This is a genomic window from Acidobacteriota bacterium (assembly GCA_039028635.1).
Lineage (GTDB): Bacteria > Acidobacteriota > Thermoanaerobaculia > Multivoradales > JBCCEF01 > JBCCEF01.
The window spans coordinates 1-23,141 of record JBCCHV010000061.1 but is presented as its reverse complement, the minus strand read 5'-3'; the positions used below and the strand labels follow the sequence as shown (position 1 = coordinate 23,141).

The following is a 23,141-nucleotide window of genomic DNA, read 5'->3' as shown; positions in this document are numbered from 1 at the left end:
CCACCGCCCTGCCGACCTCACGGGCAGAAGTCCCGGCAGTCCGGCTCCTCGACCTCGACGGTGATCGCAAGGCAGGCCCCGCCGAACGTGTTGCACTGGTTATGCCATAGGCCAAGATTGTCCAGACAGCTAATCCCGTCACCATTGCCATCACTCACATATTCACAGTCTGTGTGGCAATGAAGACCGCCCCACTGACAGCTGAAAGTGTCGATCGTGCACTTCCAGCATCCCAGCGGGTTGGCTGTGCTCTCGGACACCCAGCCGATCAGTCCTAAGAACAGAAGGGCGCCCAGAACTACTGCTGTCGTCTTGGAACTCATCACAGAGTCCTCTCTGAATATCGATTCGTTTAACTCTCCACATTATATTTAGATGCTTTTATTCTCCAGATGTTAAGGCGAGGCACTGGATTCCTGCCGAGAAGCGTGCGCCGACTCAGTGACCGCGGCGAAAACCGAGGCGCCGACGAGATGCCCCGGCGGACGATGTCCGACCCCAGCCAGCAGAGAGCCGAGGCCCTCGGAGCCGACTGGCGCTAGAGGTAGTTGTCCGGGTTGCCGGTCTGAAAGAGGACTACCTGCTGGCCGGCCTGGACTTCGCCGGCTTCGGCGAGGTCTTCGATGGCGGCCCAGCAGGCGGCTCCTTCGGGGCCGAGGCGGACGCCCTCGGTGCGGGCGACCTGGTCGGTGATGGCGGGCAGGCGGTCTTCGGCGATCGCCAAGGCGAGGCCGTTGGTGCGCCGGAGGGCGTTCAGAATGATGAAGTCGCCGATCGCCTTGGGGACGCGCAGCCCCCAGACCTCGGTGTGCGGGTTGGCCCAGGTCTCAGCGCGTTCTGCGCCGGCTTCGAAAGCCCGCACCAGGGGGGCGCAGCCGGCCATCTGGACGACCACGAAGCGCGGCCGGTGGGAGCCGATCAAGCCGAGGGCCTCGAGCTCGTCGAAGGCCTTCGCCATGCCGACGATGCCGGTGCCGCCACCGGTCGGGTAGACGATCCAGTCCGGGAGCTGCCAGTCGAGCTGTTCGGCGAGCTCGAGCCCCATGGTCTTCTTGCCCTCGGCGCGATAGGGCTCTTTGAGGGTCGAGAGGTTCCAGTAGCCGCGGTCGTCTTCGGCCAGGCGACCGGCGGCCTCGACCAGGGTGCCGGAGCTGGTGAGCACCTCGGCACCGTGCTCGCGACAGCGCCGCAGAACCGTCGCCGGAGTATCGCCGGGGACCGCCACCCGGGCCGGCAGGCCGGCGGCGGCGGCGTAGGCGGACAGCGCCAGGGCGGCGTTGCCGGCGCTCGGCAGCTCGACGCCGGGAGCCCCGAGCTCGCGAGCACGGTTGACCGCCAGAGACAGGCCGCGGGCCTTGAAGGAGCCGGTGGGATTACCGCCTTCCTCCTTGACCACCAGGCGGGCACCGCCGGGGCGATGATTGAGGGTGATCAGGGGAGTGCCGCCTTCTCCGAGATCGATGCGGCGGTCGAAATCCGCCAGCGGCAGCAGCTCGCGGTAGCGCCAGAGGGTCCAGGGGCGACGCGAGAGGGCCTCCTTGAAAGACGCGCCGCGCTGGCGGTCGAGGTCGTAGGAGACCAGCCAGGGCACACCTTCCGGAGACAGGAAAGCGGGCTCGTCGAGGGGCGCCCGGTGATCGTCGCGCGAGCAGCGTAGATCGCGGGCCCAGGAGTCGGAAGTCCTAGGGAACACTGCAGATTTAGGGAACACTGTGCACTCCCCCACCACGGGCCTGCTCGAGGGCACGCCGATAGCGCCGCAGGACGCCTTCGTTGGCGAGCTGGGCACGCTGCTCCGGATCGTCCACCACGGCCTGCCGCGGGCGCCGGCCGTTACGGCCGTTGGAGCGCTCTTCGGGGTCCTCCGCCAAGGCCCGCATCTCGGCCTCGGCGAGGGTCAGCTCGGCCTCTTCGAGGGTCGCCGCCACCCAGGCATGCTCGTGGGGATCGAAGCCCAGCTCGCGGGCCGCCTGCTCTTCGAGGCCGGCGAGCTCGCGCAACCCGTCGACTGCCTCGTAAGCCCGACGCAGGCCGGCCAAGCCGCCGTCGCTGGTCAGCGTCAGCTCCCGGTCGAAGGACGCCACCCGGTCGCGGCGCAGCACTGCCGCCCGCCGCAGCACGGTGAGATAGCGCTCGACGTGCTCGGAGCGTAGACAACCGTCCCGCGGCGGCTCGAAGAGCCGCGCATCGGCCGGCGCGACGACCTCCGGAGGGGCCGAGCAGGCCAGGCCGAGGGCGAGTGCCGGAAGCCAGCGCAGGGGCCTTGGACAGTGCATGACGGCAGGGACGATACCACCGCCCGGAGCCGTCGTCAGGGCATCTCCTCCGCGACGCTCCCCCTACCGAGCGCAATCCCGGAGAGGTAGGTGAAGACGACGGGCGATAGCATAGGGCCACATCACCCATTCGTTGTCACTTCTGGGAGGACCCCATGCAGAAGATCGCCCCGTTGCTCGGTCGCATCCTGTTGTCCGGAATCTTTCTCATGTCGGCGTTCGGCAAGATCACCGACTTCGCCGGCTCGCAGGCCTACATGGAGTCCAAAGGCATGCCGATGACCGGCCTTCTCCTCGCCGGTGCCATCGTGCTGGAGCTCTTCGGCGGCCTCTCTCTGGTCACCGGCTTCAAGGCCCGCCTGGGAGCCCTGGCGCTGATCATCTTCCTGATTCCGGCGACCCTGATCTTCCACACCAACTTCGCCGATCAGATGGAGGTCATCGCCTTTCTGAAGAACCTCTCCATCCTCGGCGGCCTGCTGATGGTCTACGCCTTCGGCCCGGGATCGCCGGCCCTCGGCTCGAAGAGCTCCTGAGCCTCGCCCGACGGCGGCAAGGCCGGCTCCGGGAGCCCCAAGCCGGCCTTGGGGAGGCGACCGATGGCGGGTTCCTGCAGGCTCGCCACCCAGAGGTCGGTGGCGGTTTCGAGAACCGCCGTGTTGACCGCCAGGGCGCCCGCCGGATCCTGCAGGTCCAGCAACGGGCGCCCGGCGTCGTCGAGGGCGATGACGTGGCCGTAGACGGTGGCTTCCGGACGCAGGAAGGCCGGCAGGCGCCAGATGGCGCGGCGGCTGCCGGGGCTTCCTGAAAGGGCGTCGAGCAGGCGATTCCGCGGCGAGACCAGGGCGACCCAAAAGCGCCCCGCCGGGCCGCGAGTGAGATTGTCCGGGAAACCCGGGAATGGCCCGGCGAAGGGCTCGTCGGTGCCGGCCTTAGGACCCTCGAGCCACAGCCGTCGAATGCTGTAGGAGCCGGTCTCGGCGACCAGCACGAAGCGGCCGTCGGCCGCCACCGCCACGCCGTTGGCGAACTGCAGCCCCCGCAGTAGAACCTCCGTCTCACCGCTCTTCGGATCAAAACGCAGCAGGCGGCCGTGGCCGCCATGCTCGAGGATGTCGAGCTTGCTGGAAGCGTAGGTGCCGCCCCACTCGCGGGCCGCGAACTTCGAGGACGCGTCGCTGAAGTAGACCCGCCCATCGGGCGCGACGTCGACGTTGTTGGTGAAGCCGAAATCGGTGCCCTCGGCCGCCGTCGCCACCAGCTCCGCCGAGCCATCGGCGGCGACCCGCACCAGGCCGCGGAAGGCGTCGGCCAGCCACAGGGTGCCGTCGCGATCGAAGGTCAAGCCGAGCGGGCGGCCCGGGAACCGTCGCCACTCGCGGATCTCGCCGCTGGCGGGATCGAGGCGCAACACGGCACCGCTCTCGGTACCGCCGTAAATGGCGCCATCGGGGCCCAGGGCGAGGTCTTCCATGCCGTGCTCGCCGGCGGGCAGAGGAATGCGCTCGAGCTGCGCCAGCGGCGAGCCGGCCGCACCGTCGCCGTAGCCGGGATTGGCCGGGGCCTGCCAGGCGACCGGCGCCACCGGCACCGGCCAGAGGAGGAAGTAGGCCAGCACCAGGACACCGGCCAGCAGAAGTAGATTGCGCCACCGCATGGGCGGAGTCTACTCGTAGCGCAGGGCGTCGACCGGGTCGAGGCGGGCGGCGCGCACCGCCGGGTAGTAGCCCGAGGCCAGGCCGACGGCCATCGCCACGCCGGTCGAAAGCAACACCGACCCCAGCGTGACCACCGTTTCCCAATCCGCCCAGGCGGCGACGCCGCGAGCAATAGCGACCCCCACCACCACCCCCGCTATTCCGCCGAGCAGGCTGATCGCGAAGGCCTCGGTGAGGAACTGGAACTGGATGTCGCGACCGCGGGCGCCGACGGCGCGCCGCACGCCGATTTCGCGGGTGCGCTCGAGCACCGTCGCCAGCATGATGTTCATGATGCCGATGCCGCCCACCAGCAGAGAGATGCCGGCGATGCAGCCCATCACCAGATTGAACAGGCGCTGGGTGCGCCGGCTCTGGGCCAGCAGAGCCTCCGGCACCACCAGCTCGAAGTCACCGGCACCGGCGTGCAGCCGATCGAGCAGGCCGGCGACGAGGTCGCCGGTGCGGCGGGCCGGCGCACCGTTTTCGAGACGCACCACGATCTCGCTCAACGGTGAGTCGAGGGGCCCTTGATCGAACTTGCGCAGGGCCGTCGACACCGGCACGTAGATCTCGCGCGCCGGCTCACCGAGCTGAACTCCCTGGAAGGAGTCGGCGGTGGCGCCGCCGGTGCTCAGGATACCGACCACCTCGAACCAGACATCGTTGACCTTGAGGTCTTGGCCGATGGCCGGTCCGAAGCCGAAGAGCTCGCGCCGCACCTCGGCACCGATGACGCAAACCTGGCCGTGGTGGGCCTCGTCGCGGGAATCGAAAAATCGTCCCTCGGAGACCCTCAAGCCGGCGAGGCGAGCGTGGCGATGGGAGACCCCGAAGACCAGAGCCTCGCTCTTGCCGCCGGCGGCGAGCACGCGATAAGGCTCGATGCGCACCCGCGGCGACGCCTCGGCGACCCCGGGGACCGCGTCCTCGATGGCGGCGACGTCGCGCAGCGACACGCCGGGGGATTTTTCCCGCGCCTCTTGGAGCTCTTCGCCCTCGGGCGCGGCGTCCCGCACCAAGACATTGTTGAGGCCCAGGCTTTCGATCATCTCGAGGGCCTGCTGCTCGGCCCCGGCACCGATCGAGAGCATCGCGATGACGGCACCGACGCCAAAGATCATGCCCAACATGGTGAGCGCCGAGCGCAGCTTGTGGCCGGCCAGATTCTCGGCGGCGCTGGACAAGGCCTCGCGCAGGTTCAAGGCGCCAGGACTCCTTCGGCGGCGCTCGGCGGCGCGGCCTCCTGGGACGACGCCGAAGAGCTCGACGCGGCGGGATCGACGAGCGCGATCTCGGTTCCTTCGTCGAGGCCTTCGACCACGCTCTGGCCGAGAAAGGTGGTCGCCATCACCACCGATCGAGGCTCGAATCCAGCTCCCTGGCGAGCGAAGACCACGAACTCACCGTCACGCTCGAAAATCGCCTGCCGCGGCACCACCAGAGCATCCGGCCGCTCCTCGACCAGGAGCTCGGCCCGCACCCGCTGCCCCGGCTTCATCACCGCCGGATCGGTCTCCTCGAGGGTCAGTACGACGGAAAAGTACTGCACCGGCGATCCCCGGCGCCGCGGCTTGGCGACCGAGTCGACGCTCTTGACCACCGCGCCGTGGCGCACTTCCGGATGAGCCTCGACCACCAACGACGCGGCCTGCCCCGCCGCCAGCCCTCCGGCATCCGCCTCGAGCACCCAGACCTCCGCCTCCATCTCCGCGAGGTTAGGGATCTCGGCCAGCGGCTGCCCCGCCCAGGTGGTGTCGCCGGTGCGCGGCGGATTGCCGCGCCAGTCGGTCTTGAGCACCACGATACCGTCCTGGGGCGACACGATCTCAAGATCCTCGAGGCTGCTTTCGGCGGTGGCGAGGCGGAGATTGGCTTGGCGCTGCTCGATACCGAGGAGGTCGAGCTGGGTACGCGACAGCTTGGCGCGGTCCGCCTTCGACGATTCGGCGTGGCGCTGCCGGTGGCGGGCGAGATCACCGTCGATCTCGGACTCGATGATTTCGGTGCGGGAGAAGAGCTGCTCGTCGCGCTTCTGAAAGCGCTCCGCCGAATCGAGCTCGAGGCGGGCGACCTCGGCATCGCGATCGAGGTTGGCGAGCTCCGCCTGGGAGGTCGAGTCCTCGGAGCGGCGCTCGAAGCCGAGACGATCGAGATCGTCCCGCGCCTGGGTCATGCGCTCTTCGAAATCGCTCGGATCGAAGCGCACCACCGGCTCGCCCGCCGCCACCCGCGAACCGTCCTCGGTCACCCAGGCGATACGCACCGGGCCTTGAATGGTGCTCGGCACCTTGAGGGCGTTCGACTGGGTGGCCCGCAGATAGCCCTCGGCGGGCACCCGGCGGACGAAGTCGCGACGTTCTAGACGCTGGGTGGGGATCTCCGGGCCGGCGGCGGCGCCGAAGGTCAAGAACAGCACCGCTCCGAGCACCACCACGCCGGCGAGGGCGAGCCAGGACTTCACGGTCGGCCTCCCCCGGTCCGCAGGCGGTCACCGGCCGAGAGGCCCGCCAGCACCTCGACCTGCTGGCGGTTGCTGCGGCCGGTTTCGACGCGCACCGTTTCCTCTCCCCACAGGCTCTTGCGCCGCGCCACCGGTCCGTCCAGGCCTTCGCCGACGGCCGCCACCTCGGCGAGCAGGATGTCGGGGACACGCTCGATCTCGATGGCGCCCTGGAAACGCATGCCGGGACGCATCCGTTCGACGTCGGTGTTCGTGAGCTCGATCTCCACCGCCACCACCTTGAGGGGATTGAAGCGCGAGCGCCGCCGGACGGAATCGCCGAGGGAAACGACCTTTCCGGAGTAGACCTCGTCGGGGTGGGCGTCGAGCCGCAGGGTGACCGCCTGACCGAGGGCGAGAAGGCCGGCGTCCGCCTCCTCCACCTGCCCCTCCGCCATCATGCGTTCGAGATCCGGAATCTCGACCACCTTGTCGCGCTGCCACGCCGAATCTCCCACCCGTTTCTTGTCGCCTCGGTGGTCGGCGCGATGCAGCAAGGTGCCGTCCCGCGGCGCCCGCACCGTCATGCGCTCGATCTGCTGCCGAATCTCCTCGACCCGGCCGGCGGCCCGCGCGCTGCGCTCGCGCCAGGAGGCCAACTGGGCCCGGGACTGACGCCCCATCAGCTCGAGACGCTGTTCGAGGTGGGCCACCTCGTCCGCCGCCAGCTCGCGATCGAGGCGGGTGGTGGCGAGCTGGTTGGCCTGCACCAAATCCTCGGGAACGTCGATCTTGAGATCTTCGCGACGCAGCCGTGCTCGTGCCTCGGCCAGGCGCAGCTCGCTGGCGCGCCGCTCCGAGGCCAGGGTCGTGCCGAGCTTCTCGAGCTCTTTGTCGGCAGATTCCTTCTCCGCCATTTTTTCGAGCAGGCGCCGCTCCAGGTCCGAGGTATCGAAGCGCAGCACCGGCATTCCTGCCTTCACCGCCCGCCCTTCGGGCATCAGGGAGGCGATTTTGTAGGACGCCACGCCCGGCATCGGTGGCGGTCCGAGGAGGTCCGAATAGGCGGCCCGGAGCTCGCCGCTGACCTCGATACCGATCACCAGATCACCACGCACCACCTCGCTCCAGGCTTGCTCCTCGCTGCCGCCGCCGGCCCAGCTCACCACCGCCACCAGCAGACCGACGATCACCGCGGCGAGGGCCAGACGCTTCACCAGGCCTCTCCAACCGCGGCCAGGCGGGTTCCCTCGCTCAAACCTCCGGTGACCTCGCAATGATGCGCATCGCAGGATCCGAGGTCGACTTCGCGCCAGCCCCCGGGAGTCCGAGCCCGCGGGCTCTCGGCGTCGAGATCGAGGGCGGCCCGGGGGGCCAGCAAGGCATCGGCCCGCTCCTCACCGAACACTTCCACTTTCACCGACATCCCCGGCCGCATCCGGTCCGAGTCGCCCTCGTCGAGGCCGACTTCGACGTCGAAGAACCGTCGCAGGCTGCGACTGCTGGCTTCCTTGGCGACCATCGCCACCTGCTCGACGCGGCCGGCGAAGGATTCTTGCGGGTACGCATCGAGGGTGCAGCGAACTTTCATGCCGACGGCCACCCGGCCATCGTCGACATCGGGGAGATCGGCCGCCACTCGCATGGTCGTCAGGTCCGGGATCCGGGCCACCGTCATGCCGACCCAAACCGAGTCTCCGACCTGCAGTTTGCGACCTTCCCAGGGATGATTGCCCACCACCAGAATACCGTCCACCGGCGCCGTCAACTGCAGAGACGAGACGGCGTTCTCGGCGAGGTCGATCTGGCGGCCGAAGCGCTCCACCTGGATGCGCTGAATGGCGAGCTCCGACTCGCTTCGCCGGCGGGTCGCGGCAAGACTCTCGCGCGCCTTGTCGAGATCGATCTCGGCCCGCCGCAGCGCTAGCTGGAGCTCTTCGAACTCGCGCCGCGCCATCAGCGCCTCGGGCACGGCGGCGGCGATGCGCGCCTTTTCGAGGCCGGCTTCCGCCTGGGCGACGGCGAACTCGCCATCGGCGATCTGTAGCTTGCCCTCGGCGCGCTTGCGGGCCAGCTCTTCCTTGTGTTGGGACAGGGTCAGCCTCTTCTCTTCGAGCTCCGTCAGAAAGGGGGTGTTGTCGAGCTCGACCACCCTGTCGCCGGCCACCACCTCGGTACCGTCCTCGGCCATCCAGCGAATCTGCACCTCCCAGGTCGGGGTGCGCGGCACCGCCAGGCTGTGGGCACGACCGGCCACCAGCTCGCCGGTCATCAGGACCCGCGGCGTCAGGGATCCGCGGCTCACCATCAGGTGGCGCGAAGACTCCGCCTCGGCTCCGGCACAGCCGAGCTGGACGAGTCCCGAAACGACGACCGTCGCCAAGATCGCAAAACGCAGGCTCATATGCCTAATTTTACGTTCTCGCGGACACGGTTGTTGGGGCCTCGTCCCAAGAGATTCCTGCGCCGCGCCAAAACTCGGCGTCTAGAGCCGCCTCAACCGAGATAACCGAGGGCGCGGAGCTCCTCGGTGGCGGCCTCATCGAGGGTGGTGCGCTCGGCTTCGAACGCCGCCGCCGTCGGCCAGACCAGCACCGCGTCACCAGAGGAAGGCAGGAGTGGCTGATCCGACACCAATGGGCTCGCAGCGGCCGAGGTATCGGCTGGCGCTCGACGCAGGCGGAGCCGCCGACCGTCGACCTCGACCGCCCGCGGCCCTTGGCCGGGTAGGATCTCGAAGCTGACGCAGAGCTCCTGTCCGGGAGCGGCGGAGAGCTCCGCCGGAGCCGGCCCCGACTGCCACCCTTCGCCGCTCCAGTGGCCGGCCACCGCCAGCGCAGCGCCGTCGACCCAGGTGAGTCGGCGCCCGGCCTCGAAACAGGTCCAGTAGTCGCCCTCTCCCAACCAAGCCAACAGGCGGCCGAGGCGCCGGGCGGCGGGGTCGTCAGGGCTCGGCGGCTGCGGCCGGCGCATCTCCGGATCGCTGCTCGGCTGAAATCCCGCGAGCGCCTGGCGCGGCCGGTCGAAGATCACCAGGGAGTCCCCTTCACCCAGGCGGTAGCGGCGCTCGAAGAGCTCCTGCAGCGAGTTGATGCCGTGGCTGAGCACCGCTCGCGATGGCTGCGAAGGGGCCTCCGCCAGACGGCGCAGCGACCCGCCGAGCAGGCCAGGGTCTTCGAGGCCGGCGAAATCGAGCAGTGTCGGCAGGACGTCGAGGGAGGTCACCGGCGTCGCCACTCGGGCTGCGCTCACGCCGCCCGCCGGCCGCACCAGCAGGGGCACCCGCACATGCTCGTCGAAGACCTCGCCGTGGGCATGCTCGAAGTCGCCGTGCTCGTTCAGGCCCTCGCCATGGTCGGAGGTGACGATCAGCGCTGTCGAGTCGAGCACGCCTCGCGCTTCCAAGTCGTCCAGGAAGCGGCCGAGGTAGTGGTCCATGCGACGCAGGCCGCCGTCGTAGAGGGCGGTGATGCGCTCGACCTCTGCCGGCAGATCGACATCCTTGCGAAAGACGTTGGCCGACTGCTCGAAGGGGCCGCGGTAGTCGGGATCGAGGAAGGGATCGGCGAAGCCCTCGCGATTGAAATAGGGCTGATGGGCTTCGTAGGTGTGGACGAAGAGGAAGAATGGACGATGGCGGTTGGCCGCCACCCACTCGGCGGCCCGGCGGAAGATCACCGCCGCGTCCTTCGGCTCCCAGGCCTGGCCGGAAGTACTGTCGTAGCGCTCGAAGCCCTGGGCGAAGCCCCAGCGCGACCCCAGAAAGCCTCCGTCGGTGATCGCCGCCGTGCGGTAGCCGTCGGCGGCCAGGCGCTCGGCCGCCGTTTCCGCATTCGGGGCCAGGCGATCGGCGACCCGCTGCAGACCGTGCTGGTCCGGCAGCAGTCCGGTGAACATCGAGCCGTGGCTGGGCAGAGTCCAGGTCGAAGTGGAAAAGGACTGCTCGAAGACCCAGGAAGAGGCCGCCAGAGCCTCCAGAGAGGGGCTGGTGGGCCGGTGATAGCCGTAGAGCGACAGATGATCGGCGCGCACCGTATCGAGGGAGATCAGGATCAGGTTGGGGCGCTCGCCGCCAACCGCGGGCGAGGGCCGTCGCAGCAGGCTGAGCTCGGCCCAGGCGACGGTGCCGGCGCCTACCGAGCGGAGGACCAGCTCATGACGGCCGGTCAGCGGCAGATCGAGCCGCTGCTCCTGCCAGCTCCCGGCCGTCGACAGCGGCCACCGCGCCAGCTCGCGCCCGGAGGCCGTTTCGACGACGGCTTCGGCCGAAACACCGCTCGCCGCTCCGGGGACGAGGGCCAGGCTGAAGTCGAGGGCGTCGCCCGGCTGCAGGATCACCTCGCCGCGCCAGGCGACACCGTCGGTCGCGGTCACCGCCCGCCGCTCGCTGCCGGCCAGGCTCACCCACTCGACCGGCTGGGGCCCCGCGGTGGCCAGCAGCAGGCGGTCCGGCGGCTGCTCTCCAGGGCCGCAAGCGCCGAAGACACAGGCCGTCAGCAGCAGCCAGCAGCCGGTCCCCGCCCACCGCATCGGGGCTGGCCTCAGGTCCGGTCCCGGAACCAACCCGCGGTGCGCCCCAGACCGGCCTCGAGGTCGAGGGGATCTGGCAAAGCGAGCTCGCGTCGGGCGACCGAGCCGTCGATCGAAGAGCGCCGCTGCTCCCCCGGTCGCGGCGGTCCATGCTCGGCCCGAATCTCGCTCTCGGCGGCTCGCCGCAGGCCGTCGTAGAGCCCGAGCACCGAGGTCTCGCGGCCGGTGCCGATGTTGTAGATGTGAAAGCCCGGTCGACCGAGCGCCGAGAGATTGGCCCGCACCACGTCGGAGACGTGAATGTAGTCGCGGGTCTGGCCGCCGTCGCCGTTGATGCGCGGCGTCTCGCCGGCGAGCAGGCGGTTGAGGAAGATCGCCACCACGCCGGCTTCGCCATGGGGATTCTGGCGCTCGCCGTAGACGTTGGCATAGCGCAAGCAAGTGGCGTCGAGGGAGTACTCCTGGTGGTAGAAGTAGAGGTAGCGCTCGAGCGCCAGCTTGCTGACCCCGTAGGGAGACACCGGCCGCGTCGGATGATCCTCCGGCGCCGGGTAGACCTCCTGCTCGCCGTACATGGCGCCGCCAGTGGAAGCGAAGAGCACCTGCTGCAGGGCCGCCCGGCGGCCGGCTTCGATCAGATTCAGGCTGCCGACGATGTTGACGTCGGCATCGAAGCAGGGGTCCTTGACGGAGCGCCCGACATCCATCTGGGCGGCGTGGTGAACGAGCACCTGCACCTCGAGGTCGGCGACCGCCTCGGCCGCCTCGCGGCTGCGGATGTCGAGCTCGAGCAGCTCGGCCCGCGGCGATACGTTCTCGCGCTTGCCTCCGGAGAGGTCGTCGATCACCGTCACCCGATCACCGCGATCGAGAAACGCATCGGCCAGGTGAGAGCCGATGAATCCGGCACCGCCGGTGACGGCGACGTGGAGGGGCTGATCGGTTTTGGTCACTTCGAGTTCTCCTGTGATCCGAGAGGCCGTATGCTGGAAGGGTCCGACGCCCGCGAGGTTACCACCGCCACCGCCGCCATGAGCGATCCCTTTTTCGACCTTCCCACCACCCGCACCGACAGCCTGCGAGAGCTCGCCGCCGGCGGGGAGCGCGTGCTGCGCGCCCTCGGCCGACGCCTGCGCCAGGGGCGGAGTCCGCTGCGTCGGGAAGACATCGGCCGCTGGACCCGACCGCCTCTCCCGGACCTCTCGGAGTCTCAGGGACCGGTGGTCCTCTACCTGCCGGCGCTACCGTGGAGCTTTCGCTTCCAGCGCCCGCAGCAGCTCGCCGTCGCCCTCGCCGAGCTCGGACCGGCGGTCCTCTATCTCGAAGCATTCGACCGCCTGCGGCTCAACCCGCCCTGGCGGCGGCGCCTCGACCGGCCGGCCCTGCAGGTGGTGAGCCGACGGCTGCCCGGGCTGCCGGACCCATTCCGCCAGCCGTTCCCGCAAGCAGCGATCGAGCCCTTGGTGGCGGAGGTCGCCGACCACCTCCGGCGCCGCCCAGAGGCGGTGTTCGCCCAGCTTCCCTTCTGGTCGCCCTTCGCGACCGCCCTGGCGCAGCGGCTGACGGTGCCGCTGGTCTACGACCGTATCGACCTCCACACCGCCTTCCCGGGGACTCCGGCGCAGGTCGGCGAGGTCGAGACGGAGCTGCTCGCCGCCGCCGACCTGGTCACCGCCACCTCTCCCGACCTGGCGCAGCGCTCACTGCCCCACGCCCGCCGCGTCGAGCTGCTGCCCAACGCCGTCGACCTCGAGCGCCTGCCCCTCGCGCCGAGCCCCGGCAACCAACCGCCACGGGCCGGCTTCGTCGGCGCCCTCGACGGCCGTATCGACACAACGGCGCTGCGCCGCTGCCTCGACCAGCTGCCCTGGGAGCTGCACCTCGCCGGCCGGGTCGAGGATCCCGCGGTGAGGGCCCTCGGGGCGCACCCTCGAGTCACCCTCTACGGCGAGATTCCGTTCTCGCGGGTCGCGGCGTTCCTCGCCGACCTCGATGTCGGGCTGGTGCCCTACACCGACCAACCGCTGACCCGCGCCATCGACTCGGTGAAGCTCTACGAAATGCTCGCCGTCGGCCTGCCGGTGATCGCCCGCCGGCTGCCCGGCCTGGCCGCCTGGGAAGGGCCCGAAGTCGCCCTCTACGACACCCCCGACGAGCTCGTCGCCAGGCTGCGCCACCGCCGCGAAGACGACGGTCCCGAGGCCCGCCTCCTCCGCCGCCAGCGAGTCGCCAACGAGGGCTGGTCGGCACGCGCTCGCCGGCTGGCGGAGCTCCTCGAGATCCCTGTGCTAGGCTCGCGTTCTTCCGCCCATCCGGACGACTCGGGCCAGCTTCGGACAGGGCCTTCGAATCTCTGAACCGCTATGGCTTCCGCACCGCTCGCCAGCGTCGTTGTCTGCACCCACAATCGCTCCCGATTGCTCGCCGAAGCCTGCCGCTCAGTGCTGGCGGTGGACTTCCCCAGCGACGCCTGGGAGCTGGTGATCATCGACAACCGCTCGACCGACGACACCCTCGAGGTGGCGCACGGAATCGCCGACGAGCACCCCGGCCGTGTGCGCGTCATCGAGGAGCCGGCAATCGGTCTGTCGACCGCCCGCAACCGCGGCATTCGCGAAGCCCGCGGCGAGATCGTCGCCTTCCTCGACGACGACGCCTTCCCCGACGCCACCTGGCTGAAAGCCCTGGTCGACGCCCTGGAGCAGGACTCTGCCCTCGCCGCCGGCGGCCCCGTCGAGCCCCTCTTCGAGGGCGATCTCCCGGACTGGTTCGCCGAGCGCTACCTGCCCTACCTCACCGTTTGGGATCGCGGCGATCAGCTCCATGCGCTGGCCTACAACGAGTATCCGCGCGGCGCCAACATCGCCTTCCGCAAGGAAGCCTTCGAGCGCTTCGGCGGCTTCAGCCCAGAGCTCGGGCGCAAGGGCAAGTCACTGCGCTCTTGTGAGGAGATCGAGATCTGTCTGCGCATCGAGCGCGGCGGCGGCAAGATCCTCTATGTCCCCGGCGCCGGGGTGCGCCACCGGGTCTCGACGGAGCGCATCACGCCGCGTTGGCTGGTCGCGCGCTTCGGCGCCCAAGGCCGCTCGGAAGCGATCATCGACTGGCAGCACGGCGGCATGCGGGGCCTGCGCAAAGGCCTCGATCAGGCCCTGCGCAACGCCGTCGGCGGCTTTCGCCATCGCCATCGCGACGGCAAGCTCCTCGCCCACTGCCACCGCGGCGCTCTGTGGGGCTACATCGACGGCATGGTGCGCTCGGTGTTCACGGTCCGCCGCTACCGACCCCTCGAACCGGCCACCGACTGGCCGACCACGTAATCCCCGGGCCGGGACGAGCGTGAGGAGAGTGTCACCATCTCCTCGGGAGGCCCCACCGTGCTCGACGCACTCTTTCTGCGCCTGCGCAGCAGCGCATTTCTCTACCGCTTCGCACTTTTCACCCGCGTCTTGCTCGCCGCCGGCTTTCTGCCGACGGGCCTGGTCAAGGTGCTCGGTGAGCGCTTCACCCAGATCGCTCCCGATTCGCCGATCGGCGCATTCTTCGAGGCGATGTTCCAGACCGGCCTCTACTGGCGGTTTCTCGGCTTCAGCCAGATGCTCGCCGGCGCCCTCCTGCTGCTCCCCCGCTGGGCTCACCTCGGAGCGGCGGCATTTCTTCCGATCATGGTCAACATCTTCGTGATCACCGTCGCCCTGGGGTTTCGCGGCACTCCGGTCGTCACCGGCCTGATGCTGCTGGCGGTGCTCTTCCTGTGCGCCTGGGACTATCACCGCTTTCGTCCGCTGTTGCGTCAGGGCCCGCCCCTCGAGGGCATCGTCGAGCATCGACTCGCCCCCTTCGAGCGTTTCGGCTTCAGCGTGTTTGCCGCCAGCTTCCTGGCCGCCTTCGCCAGCACGCGAGGTTTCGTGCCGCTCTCCTGGGTCGGACCGGCGATGGTCCTCGGAGGTCTCGCCGGGCTCACCACCGCCGGCTACTTCTTCATCACCCGCTGGCGCCGCCGAAGCGCCGTCAGAGCTTGACGCCTCGGCTCCAGCGGTTGCCGTAGTGCAGCATCAGCGGACGAATCCACGGGAAAAAGAACTCCGCCGGAGTGCGAATTCGGCCCTGGAACAGGCCGCTCACCCAGTCTGCCGCCATGTGCGGCTGAAACATGTCACGCAGCATGTCGAGCACGCCGTAGGGCTCCTCGAGGAGCCGCCAGCCGTAGCCCTCGCTGAGGCAACGCCGCATCAGGGTGCGCAGGTCGTAGTCGTGGGTGTGGGCAGCGAGAGCCTCCGGTCGAACTTCCAGCCGGTAGCCGGCCTCGACCACCTCCCGCTGCCACTTTTTGTCCTCCATGATGGGCGCGAAGCCGAAGGGATGGCGCTGCCAGACATCGCGCCGCAGCGCTGCGTTGACGGTCGAGAACCCGATGCCGTCGAAGCTCTCGATCCAGCGATCCGACTCCCGGGTGAAGTAGAAGCGCTCACCACAGGAGTCCCAGTAGAAGCGCCGCATGCCGTGTTCTCGCTCCTGGATGCCGCCCTGGACTCCGGCGATGTGGTCGTCGCCGGAGAACAGCGGCTCGGTGATGCGCTCGAGCCAGTGGCGATGAACCGGAGTGGCGTCCTGGTTGAGGAAGACCAAAACTTCTCCGCGGGCCTTCGAGGCGCCGAAATCGCGCGTCAATCCGTGGTTGAAGTCCGCGGGATCGATCGCGATGAAGCGTAGCGGGAAACGGCCCATGAGCTCGACATCCTCGGGGCGCGAGCCGGAGTCGACGCACAGGACCTCGAACTCGCGATCGATGCGCTGCTCGAAGATCGCGGCGAGGGTCTCTTCGAGCAGCGGACCGCCATTGCGAGTCGGCAAGATCACCGAGATCGCCGGCCCCGATGTCGACCTCTGGCGCGGCACCCGGTCCGGCTCCGGCATCAGCTCCCAGTAAGCGGAGACCAACCGCTCGGCGCTCGCCCGCCAGTCGTACTCCGCCTCGACGAGCTCACGCGCCGACGTCGCCAGACGCTGTCCCAGGGCTTCGTCCTCGAGCAGGCGAACGATGGCGTCGGCGATCGCTTCGGCGCTCTCGGCCAGCAGCAGGTGCTGGCCGTCCCGACATCGAATGCCCTCCGCCCCCACCGTTGTCGAGACCACCGGCAGCCCCGCCGAAAAGGCCTCGAGAATCTTCAGCCGGGTTCCGGAACCGGCACGAATCGGGGCGACGAAGACGCGGTGTGAAACGAAGTAAGGCAAGACGTCGGGAACCGCGCCGAGGACCTCGACACCGTCGCGCCCATGGTGGCCGAGGACGTGGTCCGGCGGCCCCACTCCGACGATATTGAGGGTCGCTCCAGGCAGCCGTTGTCGCACCTGGGGCCAGATCTCGGAGAGCAGGAAATCGACCGCATCGACATTCGGGAGGTGCTGGAAGTTGCCCAGGAACAGCACCTGGTCCGGCCGCGGCGCGGCGGAAGGACGCTGCAGCCGCTGGGTGTCGACGGCGTTGGGAACGACTCGAATGCGCTCGCCGCGATCGCTCAGGAAGGAGGCCAGATAGCGCCCGTCGTCCTCCGACATGACGTGCACCTGGTCGACGGTCTCGCAGACCTCGACCTCGTAGCGAAAGAGGCGATGACCATCACCGCGCGAGGTTCCGAAGACGCGGTCGTGGCGGTAGCGGCGGTGAAAGCCGGCTCGCCGCCGACGATAGCGCGACCGGAAGGTGATGTCGATCTCGGTGAGGATCTTGCGCGGCACCGCCACCCGCGGCGCATACTGTCCGAGCTCCGTGTACTCGAGCTGCAGGATGTCGATGTTCTTTTCCGAAATCAGCTGCTGGAGCCGACGGGTTACCGCCGGCGACCGAAAGAGCTGCACTCCGGGGGCCCGCAGGCCCCAGAAGTCCGGCGCCAGAATCGGCTGCCAGGCATAGAAGTAGAGGCCGGCGCAGTAAGGCTCGAGGGCCTCGCGCTGCTCGCGGTTGTCCTTCTGGCGGCTGAAGACCAGCAGGTAGAGATCCACCGAACGGCTGATCTCGCGGATGAGGTGGAAGAGGCGCACCGCCCCGCCATGGTTCACCGGATAGATCGGGTACGGCGACACCATCAAGACCCGCGGCCGACGCCCCTCCCGCGGTGCCGCGACCGGCTCCTCGACGGGACCGAGGGCCAAGCTCTCGGGTTCTTCCTCGCGCCGCCTGCGGGCCGCGTCGAAGCGCTCCCGGCTATAGCGCGACAGGTAGATCCGGCCGGCCGTGTGGGGCACAACCAGCAGCAGGTTGAGGAACCAGCGGCGCAAGCGCCACCAGACGACCCGCAGGCCTCGCACCAGCCAGCGCAAGCGCCTGGTCAAGGCTCGACGGAGGCGCGCGAAGAGTCCCGGCTGACGCAGCAGGGCCTCGATGCCGCGCCCGAGAGCTCGCAGCGGCGCCAACAGCACGGCGATGCCGAAGAGATAGAGCATCCACAGCTTCCACATCTTGGAGGCGTGGATCTCGTCGAGCTCGCCTTCGACCTCGTCGAGGCGCTGACCCAGCTCGTGCTCCTGCTCGGCGCCCCGCGCCCGGTCGGCCGCGATGCGAGCACCGAGGAATTCGATTTCCCGCCGGGCCGCCGCGAGCTGTTCCTCGAGGTCTCGCACCCGCTCGTCGCGAGTCACTCCGTCTCCCTGCTCCGGGCCCCCCTGGTCCGGGCGACCCTGCTCCGGGCGACCCTGCTCCTGAGAAGCCTCGCCGTTCGGTGGTGAGCCCGGGTCTTGCGTCATGATGCCTATTGCAGGTAGCCGAGGGCCTTGAGCTGATCGCGGGTCTCATCGTCGAGGGCGGCCTCGGCCCCGGCGCCGCCGATGCCCATGACCTCGCGCTGGGCCTGGTTGTCGCGCGCGATCTGCTTGCCGAGGGCGACGAGGCGGCGCAGCTCCCGGCTCTCTCGGCCCAAATTCTCCTGCTCCCCAGGATCGCTCTCGAGGTCGTAGACCTCGGGCTCGCCACGCAGGATCAGCTTGACCTCGTCCTGAACCAGGGAGTAGGCCGACAGACCGCGGCCCGGCGGACCGGCATCCCCCGGCAGGCGACGCAGCTTCTCGCTGAAGACGAACTCCGGCACACGCTGGCCCTCGGCCACCGCCACCAGGGACTCTCCTTGAAAGCTTGCTGGCAGCTCCGCGCCCACCATCTCGAGCACCGTCGGCGCCAAGTCGATCAGGCTGACGCGAGTCGAAACCCGTCGCGGCGGTGCGCTCGGGTGGTGCACCACCAGGGGCACGTGGAGCAGCTCGTCGTAGAGCTGATCGTGCAGGAAGCGACCGTGCTCGAAGAACTCTTCCCCGTGGTCCGACATCAGCACGATCAGGGTCTCGCCGGGCAAGGCCTCGATCGCCGTCAACAGCTCACCGAAACGCGCGTCGATCTCGCGAATCTCGCTGTCGTAGAGCGCCAACAGGTGCTCAAGATCCTGCGGATCGGACGAATCCACCTGCTCCCAGAAGGTGTCCCTGAGCTCGAGAAAGCTGCCGTTCTCGGTCATCGCCAGCAGCTCGTCTCGCCGGCTCACGATGTCGCCCTCGTAGTCCTGACCGAAGGCCAAGGTCTCGGGCGTGTAGGGATCGTGGGTGTAATAGGCGTGGAAAAAGAGAAAGAAGGGCTCCGCGGGAGCCTGCCGCAGCCAGGCCAGGGCGTCGTCCATGTCGCCGTTGACGTAGTGCTCGAAGCCGCGATCGAAGCCGTAGAGGGGCGAGACATTGCCGCCACCGTGGAAACCGGCGGTCGAATAGCCGGCCCCTTGCAGCAGCTCGGCGAGGGTCGGAACCACCTCATCGAGGGCCCGCCCTCCGCCCTTGGCGGCGTTGCGTACCAGATGGACCGAAGGATAGGTCGAAGTGAACACCGACATGTGCGAGTCGGCGGTGTGGTACGACACGCTGTAGGCGCGCTCGAAGACCGTCGAGCGGGCCGCCAGGGCATCGATGTTGGGCGAAGTCGGCCGCGAGTGGCCGTAGGTCCCGAGACGATCCGCCCGCAGGGTGTCCAGGGACACCAAGACGACGTTGCAGTCGGCACAGGCGTAAGTTGGCGGCTCCACCCCTTTCCCGCCGCCGATACAGCCGACGAAGGTTCCGGAGAACGCAATCAGCAGCCAACAGAGCGCCTGGCGGCGACCAGCGAGCGACATGCCGTCTCCCTGCATGCGATTCGGGAAGGGTGGTGGGGCGGGCAAGAACCCAAAAACCCCGACCGAGGGACCCTCAGTCGGGGTTTTTCGACCTACTCTAGGTGGGTCGTCGAACTACCGGGTGGACGAGTACTCGTCCATGTAGATGCTGCCGGAGACGCCGGCGTCGATCTCGTCGATGGCGCCCATGCGCACCCGGTCGATGTTCCAGGTGTCCATGGTGATGCTGGCGGTCGCGCGCTGCGTGCCGTTACGGAAGACGGTCACGGTCTCGTTGGCGCGATCCCAGGTGATCTCGATGAGATTGTCGTTGTTGCCGAGGAAGAACTCGCCAACGAAGTTGAAGAGCGGCGTGTCGTCGCGCTGCAGGATCGCCAGGCGGTAGCCGGTGTTGGCAATGTTGCGCTTCAGGGTGACGAACAGATGCTGACGCGGGTTGTTGCCCTGCTCACGGTAGGCCTTGAGGACCCGGAAACGTCCCGGAGTGCCGTTGCCGCGCTCAGGCAACATCACGTCGTTGGGGTCGATCTGGAAGGCCAGATTGACGAACGGCTCCTGGTTCGGGTGGTCGCTTTGCACGTAGGCCGAGTTGGTGTCCGTCAGGACGACCTCGAGGCCGCACGGGCTGCCACCACAAGCGGTACCCACGGAGCCCGACAGAGCCGCCGCAGCGTTGACATTCAAGCTATTCGCCGACGCCGGCACTCCGACGAACACGAAGAGCGCTACGGCAAGAAACGCGAGACCAGTCTTCATTTTCACCTGTATTACCTCCGGTCCAAGTTGTCGGACGACGTGAAGCCCTTCAAGCGAGCGCCGTCCAAATGCAATTCCATCGAACAATCGATGACCCGTTTAGCGTCGGTCTTTGAATGCACCGAGGCGTATGCTACCCGAAACTGGTCTCCAAGGCCAACCCGATCCTGCTGGCCCCCCACCCCATCGTTTTCACGTGTCGACGAAGGGTGTGAATAGGCGGCAGAAAATCCTTGCTCCGGGTTGCAGGCTGCAATCTATGCCTGCATGTACTCCTCGCATTCTACTGAGCCCGATGCCAAAGCGCAAATCCCTGCAGCGCCTGCCAGTGGGCTCCCCGTTGAGATAACATCGCGCCCCCCATGAAGCCGCTCCGCCAGGGCGCTTGCCGCCTTCTCGCCGCCGCCCTGCTGGCCCTTTTCGGGACCGCTTGCCAAGAGCCTCCCGACCAGTCCCTGATCATCCTCTGCATCGACACCTTGCGGGCCGATCACGTCGGGGTTTACGGCTACGACCGGGATACGACGCCCAACCTCGACCGGATGAGTCGCGCGGGCGCCGTCTTCGACGACGTCATCGCGCAGTCCAACTGGACCGTGCCGGCGACTGCCTCGATTCTGACCTCTCTCTATCCTTCGCAGCACGGCGCGGGCCTGCGCGGCGACGTGCGCCATCTCGGCCAGGAGCGACCACTACCGATGGCGGGAGAGGTTCAGAACCTCGGGGAGATTCTCTCCGCGGCCGGTCTGAGGACCGCCCTGCTGTCGGCGAATCCCTATCTCTACGGTCCCTTCAAAGAGGGCTTCGACCTCGCCCAGGTCGGCCGCACCGACGCCACCTCCCTCACCGACCGCGCCATCGAATGGCTGCGGATCGCTCCCGACAAGCCTCACTTCCTCTACCTCCAGTACATCGATCTGCATCAGCCGCTGGAGCCTCCGGAGCCCTACTTCGATTACTTCGAGGTGCCCTACACCAGCGTGCGCGGCGACCAGCACGTCAATTGGGGCTACCCGCGTCAGGAGGATCTCGACAACCGCGCCTTCCGCAGCTACAAGGCGCACAAGATCGCCCTCTACGATGGTGCCCTGCGCTACGTCGACGCCGAGATCGGACGCCTGCTGGCGGCCCTCGAAGAGCTCGGCCTCGACGACTCGACGCTGGTGATGGTGACCTCCGACCACGGCGAGGAGTTCTGGGACCATGCCGAGATCGGGCGTCAGCTCGGCGGCGACCCGCGGGACATTTGGGGCATCGGCCACGGCCACTCGATGTTCCGTGAGCTGCTCCAGGTGCCCTGGATTCTCACCGGCTCCGGAATCCAGGAAGGCCAGCGCATTCCCTGCCCGGCTCGACAGCTCGACATCGCCCCGACGGCTCTGGCACTTCTCGGCCTCGAGATTCCAACGGAGATGCAAGGCGTCGCCCTCGACCCGCACTTGCGCGCCGCGAACCCGGTCGACTGCACTCCCTTGCCTCAGATCGCCGAATCGCCGGCCTACGGACCGGACAGCCAATCGGTGACCTGGAAGGGTCGCAAGCTGATTCGTCGTTTCGACGGCGTCGAGCTGCTCTACGACCTGCGCCAGGATGCCGCCGAGCGAAGTCCTCTCACGCCCTCTCAGGATCTGCCCATCGCAGGCCTCCAGGCCTTGATCGACCGCGAGCTGGCGGAGCCGACGGCGGCTCCCGAAGGCGAGCCGGCGGCCTATGACGCCGAAACCGAGGCTCAGCTCCGAGCCCTGGGCTATCTCTAGCCGCGAGCCGGCCATTTCCTCGATGGCGATGGTCCCGACCAGGAGTCCTCGGCAGCGCCGTCACGCAGTCCTCGGCTGGGCTCTCACCGGCGCCTTGCTCGCCGGCCTCGGCTGCCAGCAGGAGACGGCGCCCCCGAGCGGACCGTCGGTTCTGCTGATCTCCCTCGACACCTTTCGCGCCGATGGCCTCGGCGCCCTGCGCCGGGGACCGTCGATCACCCCCGAGCTCGACCGTTTCGCCGCCGACAGCATCGTCTTCCGCCACGCCATCGCTCCGATGGCCTTCACCCTGCCGTCGCACATGTCGATGTTCACCGGTCTCAACCCCGGCGCTCACGGGGTCTCGACCGAGAAGGATCGCCTGACGGCAGCCCTGGTCACCCTGCCCGAGATTCTGCAGGAGGCTGGGTACCGCACCAGTGGCCTGGTGACCAACGACTGGCTCAAAGCGGACTTCGGCTTCGGCCGCGGCTTCGACAGCTACAGCCGCTTGCGACATCGCCTGACCTACGCCGATCGGCTCAACCGCGAGGCCCTCGACAAGCTGCCCCGCGACCCCGAGCGCACCCCCTTCTTCCTCTTCCTGCACTACATGGACCCGCACTCCGACTTCACCCAGGTGGCCAACAACCAGCTGCCCTACTACGCACCACCGGAGTTCCGTTCGGCGGGACCGGCGGGGGAAGGCTTCTGCGACCCGCAAGGCAACTGCGCCACCCAGTACCTGCTGCAGGCCGATCGTGACCAGCGACCGCTACCGGCCGCGGAGATCGACGCCATTCGTCGTCAGTACGAAGATGGCCTGCGCTATCTCGACGCTGAGCTCGGACGGCTGTTTCAGGAGCTACGACGCCGCGGCCTCTACGAGCGCATGCTGATCGTCCTGACCTCCGACCACGGCGAGGAGTTTCGAGAGCATGGCCGCTTCTTGCACAGCCAGGTGTACGAGGAAACGGTGGCCGTGCCACTGGTCGTCAAGCTCCCGGAGGGCCGTCTCAAGGGGCGCCAGATACCCCACGTCGTGCGGTTGATCGATCTGCTGCCGACGATCACCGACCTCCTCGGCCTGGCATCGCCCCCGGACCTGCAGGGACGCTCCTTGGTTCCGCTGATCGAGAACGGCGATTGGGACGGCCTGCCGGCGCTCAGTCAGGACAAGCTACGGCGCAGCCGTTTTTCCTTGCGCACCCGGCGCTTCAAGGTGATCCACGACTTCCAGGACGGCCACACCGAGCTGTTCGATCTGCTCGAAGATCCGGCGGAGCTGGAAGATCTCTCGCAGGCTCGCCCCGGGTTGACGGAGCGGCTGCGCGACCGCCTGCAGCAAGAAGTGCGCGACAACCGCCGGCGCTTCAACGCCCTGCCGCAAGACACCGGCGAGGAGGACAGTCAGCTCAGCCCGGAAGAGCGCGAACGGCTGAAGAGCCTCGGGTATCTCTGAGTCGTTTCAGGGGGGCTGGGCGCCCCCCTCGCCCGCACGCGCATGTCGCGCGGGCTCACCCCCGTCCGCGGCGCCTTCGGCGCCGTGGACG

At 68.4% G+C, this 23,141-nt stretch carries 19 protein-coding genes; 6 read left to right on the top strand and 13 right to left on the bottom strand.

Annotated elements, in window-relative coordinates; all coding sequences use genetic code 11:
* Window positions 1-17 precede the first annotated feature (17 nt).
* From AAF604_20375 to AAF604_20365, 3 genes are all read right to left on the bottom strand, one after another.
* On the bottom strand, window positions 18-323 hold the full coding sequence (locus AAF604_20375) for a hypothetical protein (GenBank protein MEM7052036.1): 306 nt from the start codon (window positions 321-323) through the stop codon (window positions 18-20).
* A 215-nt stretch (window positions 324-538) separates the two neighbouring features.
* Entirely contained in the window at window positions 539-1,693 is a 1,155-nt protein-coding gene (locus AAF604_20370) for a threonine synthase (protein MEM7052035.1), read from the bottom strand.
* A 7-nt stretch (window positions 1,694-1,700) separates the two neighbouring features.
* Entirely contained in the window at window positions 1,701-2,276 is a 576-nt protein-coding gene (locus AAF604_20365) for a hypothetical protein (GenBank protein MEM7052034.1), read from the bottom strand.
* 155 nt (window positions 2,277-2,431) lie between these two features.
* Between AAF604_20365 and AAF604_20360 the strand changes: the two genes are divergently transcribed.
* The gene (locus AAF604_20360) at window positions 2,432-2,812 is read left to right on the top strand and encodes a DoxX family protein (GenBank protein ID MEM7052033.1); all 381 of its coding nucleotides are present in this window, start codon (window positions 2,432-2,434) and stop codon (window positions 2,810-2,812) included.
* Here AAF604_20360 and AAF604_20355 read toward each other — a convergent pair.
* The 7 genes from AAF604_20355 to AAF604_20325 form a co-directional block, all read right to left on the bottom strand.
* Window positions 2,764-3,933 carry an SMP-30/gluconolactonase/LRE family protein gene (locus AAF604_20355; protein ID MEM7052032.1) on the bottom strand — a complete coding sequence of 390 codons (1,170 nt, stop codon included), beginning with the start codon at window positions 3,931-3,933 and terminating at the stop codon, window positions 2,764-2,766. The two genes, AAF604_20360 and AAF604_20355, sit on opposite strands and share 49 nt — an antisense overlap.
* 9 nt (window positions 3,934-3,942) lie before the next feature.
* A complete protein-coding gene (locus AAF604_20350) occupies window positions 3,943-5,178 on the bottom strand; it encodes an ABC transporter permease (protein ID MEM7052031.1) in 1,236 nt (411 codons plus the stop codon).
* Entirely contained in the window at window positions 5,175-6,437 is a 1,263-nt protein-coding gene (locus AAF604_20345) for an efflux RND transporter periplasmic adaptor subunit (protein ID MEM7052030.1), read from the bottom strand. The genes AAF604_20350 and AAF604_20345 overlap by 4 nt, the downstream gene beginning before the upstream one ends.
* The gene (locus tag AAF604_20340; protein MEM7052029.1) at window positions 6,434-7,633 is read right to left on the bottom strand and encodes an efflux RND transporter periplasmic adaptor subunit; all 1,200 of its coding nucleotides are present in this window, start codon (window positions 7,631-7,633) and stop codon (window positions 6,434-6,436) included. Before AAF604_20340 ends, AAF604_20345 begins: the two co-directional genes overlap by 4 nt.
* Window positions 7,630-8,820: an efflux RND transporter periplasmic adaptor subunit gene (locus tag AAF604_20335; protein MEM7052028.1), complete on the bottom strand. Its 1,191-nt coding sequence runs from the start codon at window positions 8,818-8,820 to the stop codon at window positions 7,630-7,632. The genes AAF604_20340 and AAF604_20335 overlap by 4 nt, the downstream gene beginning before the upstream one ends.
* 92 nt (window positions 8,821-8,912) lie before the next feature.
* Window positions 8,913-10,946: a sulfatase gene (locus AAF604_20330; protein MEM7052027.1), complete on the bottom strand. Its 2,034-nt coding sequence runs from the start codon at window positions 10,944-10,946 to the stop codon at window positions 8,913-8,915.
* Window positions 10,947-10,957: 11 nt separating this feature from the next.
* A complete protein-coding gene (locus AAF604_20325; protein ID MEM7052026.1) occupies window positions 10,958-11,899 on the bottom strand; it encodes an NAD-dependent epimerase/dehydratase family protein in 942 nt (313 codons plus the stop codon).
* 30 nt (window positions 11,900-11,929) lie between these two features.
* On the opposite strand from AAF604_20325, the gene AAF604_20320 reads away from it, so the two are divergent.
* The 3 genes from AAF604_20320 to AAF604_20310 are packed head-to-tail and all read left to right on the top strand — an operon-like array spanning window position 11,930 to window position 14,968.
* On the top strand, window positions 11,930-13,303 hold the full coding sequence (locus AAF604_20320) for a glycosyltransferase (protein ID MEM7052025.1): 1,374 nt from the start codon (window positions 11,930-11,932) through the stop codon (window positions 13,301-13,303).
* A 6-nt stretch (window positions 13,304-13,309) separates the two neighbouring features.
* Entirely contained in the window at window positions 13,310-14,266 is a 957-nt protein-coding gene (locus AAF604_20315; protein MEM7052024.1) for a glycosyltransferase, read from the top strand.
* A gap of 57 nt (window positions 14,267-14,323) precedes the next feature.
* Window positions 14,324-14,968 (top strand): DoxX family protein, encoded by a 645-nt coding sequence (locus AAF604_20310; GenBank protein MEM7052023.1) that lies wholly within the window; start codon window positions 14,324-14,326, stop codon window positions 14,966-14,968.
* Here the strand turns inward: AAF604_20310 and AAF604_20305 are convergent.
* From AAF604_20305 to AAF604_20295, 3 genes are all read right to left on the bottom strand, one after another.
* A complete protein-coding gene (locus AAF604_20305; GenBank protein ID MEM7052022.1) occupies window positions 14,958-17,690 on the bottom strand; it encodes a glycosyltransferase in 2,733 nt (910 codons plus the stop codon). The two genes, AAF604_20310 and AAF604_20305, sit on opposite strands and share 11 nt — an antisense overlap.
* 5 nt (window positions 17,691-17,695) lie before the next feature.
* The gene (locus AAF604_20300) at window positions 17,696-19,096 is read right to left on the bottom strand and encodes a sulfatase (GenBank protein ID MEM7052021.1); all 1,401 of its coding nucleotides are present in this window, start codon (window positions 19,094-19,096) and stop codon (window positions 17,696-17,698) included.
* Between the two features lie 114 nt (window positions 19,097-19,210).
* Window positions 19,211-19,852 carry a hypothetical protein gene (locus tag AAF604_20295; protein ID MEM7052020.1) on the bottom strand — a complete coding sequence of 214 codons (642 nt, stop codon included), beginning with the start codon at window positions 19,850-19,852 and terminating at the stop codon, window positions 19,211-19,213.
* A 362-nt stretch (window positions 19,853-20,214) separates the two neighbouring features.
* Between AAF604_20295 and AAF604_20290 the strand changes: the two genes are divergently transcribed.
* Both AAF604_20290 and AAF604_20285 read left to right on the top strand, forming a co-directional pair.
* The gene (locus AAF604_20290; GenBank protein MEM7052019.1) at window positions 20,215-21,609 is read left to right on the top strand and encodes a sulfatase; all 1,395 of its coding nucleotides are present in this window, start codon (window positions 20,215-20,217) and stop codon (window positions 21,607-21,609) included.
* A gap of 28 nt (window positions 21,610-21,637) precedes the next feature.
* Entirely contained in the window at window positions 21,638-23,050 is a 1,413-nt protein-coding gene (locus AAF604_20285) for a sulfatase (protein MEM7052018.1), read from the top strand.
* Window positions 23,051-23,141: the final 91 nt, after the last annotated feature.

Bases quoted from the DNA above. Each gene is read 5' to 3' on its own strand.
- AAF604_20360 (MEM7052033.1), top strand. From the start codon at position 2,432: ATGCAGAAGATCGCCCCGTTGCTCGGTCGCATCCTGTTGTCCGGAATC.
- AAF604_20330 (MEM7052027.1), bottom strand. From the start codon at position 10,946: ATGCGGTGGGCGGGGACCGGCTGCTGGCTGCTGCTGACGGCCTGTGTC.
- AAF604_20365 (MEM7052034.1), bottom strand. From the start codon at position 2,276: ATGCACTGTCCAAGGCCCCTGCGCTGGCTTCCGGCACTCGCCCTCGGC.
- AAF604_20335 (MEM7052028.1), bottom strand. From the start codon at position 8,820: ATGAGCCTGCGTTTTGCGATCTTGGCGACGGTCGTCGTTTCGGGACTC.
- AAF604_20320 (MEM7052025.1), top strand. From the start codon at position 11,930: ATGCTGGAAGGGTCCGACGCCCGCGAGGTTACCACCGCCACCGCCGCC.
- AAF604_20305 (MEM7052022.1), bottom strand. From the start codon at position 17,690: ATGACGCAAGACCCGGGCTCACCACCGAACGGCGAGGCTTCTCAGGAG.
- AAF604_20375 (MEM7052036.1), bottom strand. From the start codon at position 323: ATGAGTTCCAAGACGACAGCAGTAGTTCTGGGCGCCCTTCTGTTCTTA.
- AAF604_20300 (MEM7052021.1), bottom strand. From the start codon at position 19,096: ATGTCGCTCGCTGGTCGCCGCCAGGCGCTCTGTTGGCTGCTGATTGCG.
- AAF604_20315 (MEM7052024.1), top strand. From the start codon at position 13,310: ATGGCTTCCGCACCGCTCGCCAGCGTCGTTGTCTGCACCCACAATCGC.
- AAF604_20355 (MEM7052032.1), bottom strand. From the start codon at position 3,933: ATGCGGTGGCGCAATCTACTTCTGCTGGCCGGTGTCCTGGTGCTGGCC.
- AAF604_20290 (MEM7052019.1), top strand. From the start codon at position 20,215: ATGAAGCCGCTCCGCCAGGGCGCTTGCCGCCTTCTCGCCGCCGCCCTG.
- AAF604_20295 (MEM7052020.1), bottom strand. From the start codon at position 19,852: ATGAAGACTGGTCTCGCGTTTCTTGCCGTAGCGCTCTTCGTGTTCGTC.
- AAF604_20285 (MEM7052018.1), top strand. From the start codon at position 21,638: ATGGTCCCGACCAGGAGTCCTCGGCAGCGCCGTCACGCAGTCCTCGGC.